Here is a 4,101-nt window from a genome sequence, read left to right as displayed (position 1 = left end):
GCGCTGCGTACGGTCGAGCAGCTGCTGGCGGCGGGCGCCGACGTCGTGGTGGTCGACCCGTCGGGCGGCGCCGACGTGGTGGCCGACCGTCTGCTGACGCAGTGGAAGGTGCGGCGCATCGAGGGCCGGATGCGGGAGGCGCTGATCGACGCGCGGCTCGACACCGCCGCGGCCGTCGTGGTCCTGCTCTCCGACGACCTGCGCTCGATGGAGACGGCGCTGCTGGTGCGCCGGCTGCGGTCGGACGTCCGGGTCGTCGTCCGGATGGGCAACGGCAGCGTCAGCCGTGCCCTGGCCGAGGTGACGGGCGAAGGCAGCGTGCTCGACGTGGCCGCGCTGGCCGCGCCGTCGGTGGTCGAAGCGTGCCTCGGGCGCCGGACCCACACCATCGAGCTGGCCGGTCGGACGTTCCTCGTCGCGGAGATGGTGGCGGCGAGCAACGCGACGCTGCGGGAGCTCTACGGCGAGCTGGCGCCGCTGGCCGTCGCGCGGGCCGCGCACCCGGAGCCGGTCGTGTGCCCGGGCCGCGACCACGCCGTCCGGGTGGGCGACCGGGTGACGGCGTTCGGCACTCCCGAGCAGTTCCGCGCGCTCGGATCGCCGGAGGTCGTCGAGCTGCTGCGCCCGCAGGCACCGGCGCCGGCGCAGCAGGCGTCGGGGGCGCGGGGTGCGGGGGCCGCCCGCGCCGTCGAGCGGGCCGAGGAGGGCGGCCGCGCCGGGCCCTGGGCCCTGATCCGCTCGCTGGTGGCCGAGACCGACCGGCCGCTGCGCGTGACGCTCGCCGTGCTGCTCGTCGTCGTCGTGGTGTCGGTGGCGGTGCTGAGGGTGGGGTACGTCAAGGACACCGGCGCCCACATGTCGCTGGTCGACGCCCTGTACTTCACCGTCGAGACGATCGCGACGGTCGGTTACGGCGACTTCTCCTTCGCCCTGCAACCGTCGTGGCTGCGGATCTACGCGATCGGGCTGATGGGCGGCGGTGTGGTCATCACGGCCGTCCTGTTCGCCCTGCTCACGCAGTTGCTCGTCAGCGCGCGGCTGGAGCAGTCGTTCGGGCGGCGCAGGGTCGGGTCGATGCGCGGGCACGTGATCGTCGTGGGGCTCGGGTCGGTGGCCCTGGAGGTGGTGGAGGGGCTCGTCGCGGCGGGGCGTCGCGTGGTGGTCGTGGACCGCGAGGAGGACGGGCGCCATCACGGCCGGGCTCGGACGCTGCACGTGCCCGTCGTCGTCGGGGACGCGACGGACGCCGCTGTGCTGGCGTCTGCGAACATCGAGGAGGCCACCGCCGTGGCCGTGCTGACCAGCGACGACCTGGTGAACGTCGAGACCGGTCTGGTGGTGCGCGACCAGCTGGGCGAGCGCTGGGAGAAGGTGCCGGTGGTGTTGCGGGTGTTCGACCGAGAGCTCGCCTCGAGCATCGAGGAGGGCTTCGACTTCCGCCACGTCCGGTCGACCGCGGCGCTCGCGGCTCCGTGGTTCGTGGGCGCCGCGCTAGGCCTCGACGTGCTGGGCACGTTCTACGTCGACACCGCCCCGTTCCTCGTCGGGCGACTGTCCGTGGCGTCCGGCGGGGGCCTGGAGGGGCTTGCGATGGGCGAGCTGTCGGAGCGGACCAGGGTGGTGGCGATCCACCGGGCCGGCGAGGGTGAGCGGGTGCTGGAGCATCCGCCGCGGCGCGGCACCCGCTTCGGAGCAGGTGACGTCGCCTACCTCGTGGGGCCCTACGAGGAGCTGATGGCCGTGTTGCGCCGGGACGTCGCTCAGCTGCCGGACTCGGGCGTGGAGATGCCGTAGCCGCGGATCTTGCGGTAGATCGTGGCGCGCGACATCCCCAGGTGGCGGGCCGCCTCGGCCTTGTTGCCGTTGTTGTCCAGCAGCGCGTCGACGATGGCGTCGCACTCGATGGCCTCGAGCGGCGTGAGCACGCGCCGGGTGATGGCGCGGGTCTCCGGCGGCAGGTCCGACGGCTGCAGCACACCCGCCCGGCGGCGGGCGACCGTCTTGCGCAGCACCTGGTAGAGCTGCTCGACGTTGCCCGGCCAGCGGTTGCGCATGAGCACGCGCATGGCCTCCGGCGAGCACGTCAGCTCGGAGCCGCGGGTGAGCCGCGCGATGAGGTGTGGCACCAGCTCCGCGACGTCCTCGACGTGGTGGCGCAGCGGCGGCACCTCGACGGTGCGCGGGAAGAAGTCGAGCAGGTCGGCGCCCGCCTCCCCGGACAGGCCGCCGACGTCGGCGGTGGCGACGACCCACGGCCGGTCGGGGTCGGTGGAGTCGCGGTGCGGCTCGAGCGCGTCGGCGAGCGTCTGCCGGGCGGTCTCGCCCAGCCGGTCGACGTGGGCGAGCACGAGCGTGCCGCCGCCGGTCTGCATCTCCTCGATGATGTCGGCGATCCAGGCGGGTGAGTAGTCGTCGGCGTCGAGGACCCGCAGGTGGGCGGCGGGGGTGCGCATCTGGTGGGTGGCGCGCGCGATGGTGCTGCGGCCGGTGCCGGCCTCGCCCTCGAGCACGATCCACTCGCGGCTCTGGAAGTGGCGGTCGACGGCCTGGCAGCACTTCGTCCACAACAGGCCGGAGCCCACGGCGGTGGGCAGCGCGGTGACCGGTGCGACGGCGGGGGTGCGGGCCTTGGCGGCGATGTCGGGCGCGGCCAGCTGCACCTGCAGGACGCCACCGGCCTCGCCGCGCTCGATCCAGCTCGGCCGCACGTGCACGCGGGCGACCGCGCCGCTGGGCAGGTCGACCATCAGCAGCCGGCGCCCGGAGTTCATCGCCTCGGTGGCGCCGGCGACGAGCGTGGTCTGGTCGGCGGGGTCGATCAGCTCGCGGGCCTGGTCGTTGGTCATGACCAGGTCGGGACTGATGGCGAACACCGCGCCGCGGTTGCGCCGGCAGGCGGCCAGATAGTCGTGCAGCAGGGCGAGCTCGCGCGGGCCGGACTGGTCGAGCAGGGCCGACTCGATCTGCCGCGCCATGCGCTCCACCGCCGTGGACATGAAGCGCCCGGCGTCGGGGCGCCAGCACGTGAGGTCGATGACGCCCATCAGCTTGCCGCTGACGGGATGCCAGATGGGGGCGCCTGCGCACGCGAGGTCGGCCAGGTGGGGAACGTAGTGCTCGTGGCCGAACACCTGCACGGGGCCACGGCCCTCCAGTGCGGTGCCGATGCCGTTGGTGCCGATGAACTTCTCGGCGTAGCTGAAGCCCGGGGCGAGCCAGACCTTGTCCAGGTGCTGGTTGAGCGCGGAGTCGCCGGTGCGGCGCTCCAGCACCACGCCCTCGGCGTCGGTGAGGATCAGGCTGACCGGTTCGGTGCCCAGCTCGTCGGCGACGTCGGCCAGGATCGGCGTGGCGGCGCGGGTGAGGGGCGAGTCGGGCTCGGGGTCGTACTCGCACGACATCTCGACGCTGTCGGTGTCGACGTCCCACTCCCGTGACCTGGTCCAGGAGGCGAGGATCGTGTCGCGGACCGCTCCGTCCTCGACCTTGTCGTCGACGAGGAAAGATGTGCGGGCGCGGACGAGCCCGTCGGCGGACCTCTCGATCCGTCGGACATCTGACGTGTGGTTCGGGCGGACCAACCGGTTGCCCTCCTCGGCGCAGCGTGCGCTCCGCGGCGGTGCGGAGCCAACTGGTTGCCGACGGTACCTCTTCTGGGGCCTCCCGCACAGGCTGACCACGGAGGATGGACGTCACGGGGCAATCGCCAACAATCTCATAATGAGACCTCGACGCGCTCATTGGAGAGGTGTGATTCCCGGCACGAGACAAGCGCTCCTAACCGGCCCCGCGTGCCGGCCCCAGGAACGAGTGGCTCGGGTCCACCTCCGCTGCCGGCGCCAACCCGCGCAAGGAACCGGCTCCGCGGACGGGGGCAGACCACGGTGATCGCAGCGTCGCCCTCGTCGTCCGGGAAACCGGCCGGCGGCCCGCGGGGTGCGAGGTGATCACCGGCCCACCACCACGTGAGGAGATGACGTGAGTCGGCAGAGTTTGGCCAAGGCTCATCAGAAGATCCAGGAACTCTCCTGGGAGCCGCAGTACCACGAGCCGTACATGAAGTACGGAACCGACTACACCTTCCGCAAGGCAGCCAAGAAG

The 4,101-nt window shown here is 72.7% G+C and carries 2 protein-coding genes; one reads left to right on the top strand and one right to left on the bottom strand.

Annotated features, from left to right (window positions below):
* The coding region (locus JWR81_RS22115; protein WP_297656261.1) for an NAD-binding protein at positions 1-1,794 on the top strand (1,794 nt) is incomplete at its 5' end.
* Here the strand turns inward: JWR81_RS22115 and JWR81_RS22110 are convergent.
* A complete protein-coding gene (locus tag JWR81_RS22110) occupies positions 1,761-3,581 on the bottom strand; it encodes a helix-turn-helix domain-containing protein (protein WP_297656258.1) in 1,821 nt (606 codons plus the stop codon). The genes JWR81_RS22115 and JWR81_RS22110 overlap by 34 nt on opposite strands.
* Between the last annotated feature and the right edge of the window lie 520 nt (positions 3,582-4,101).

The organism is Pseudonocardia sp., assembly GCF_025965585.1.
Classification (GTDB): Bacteria; Actinomycetota; Actinomycetes; order Mycobacteriales; family Pseudonocardiaceae; genus Pseudonocardia.
This window is presented reverse-complemented; position numbering and strand designations above follow the sequence as displayed.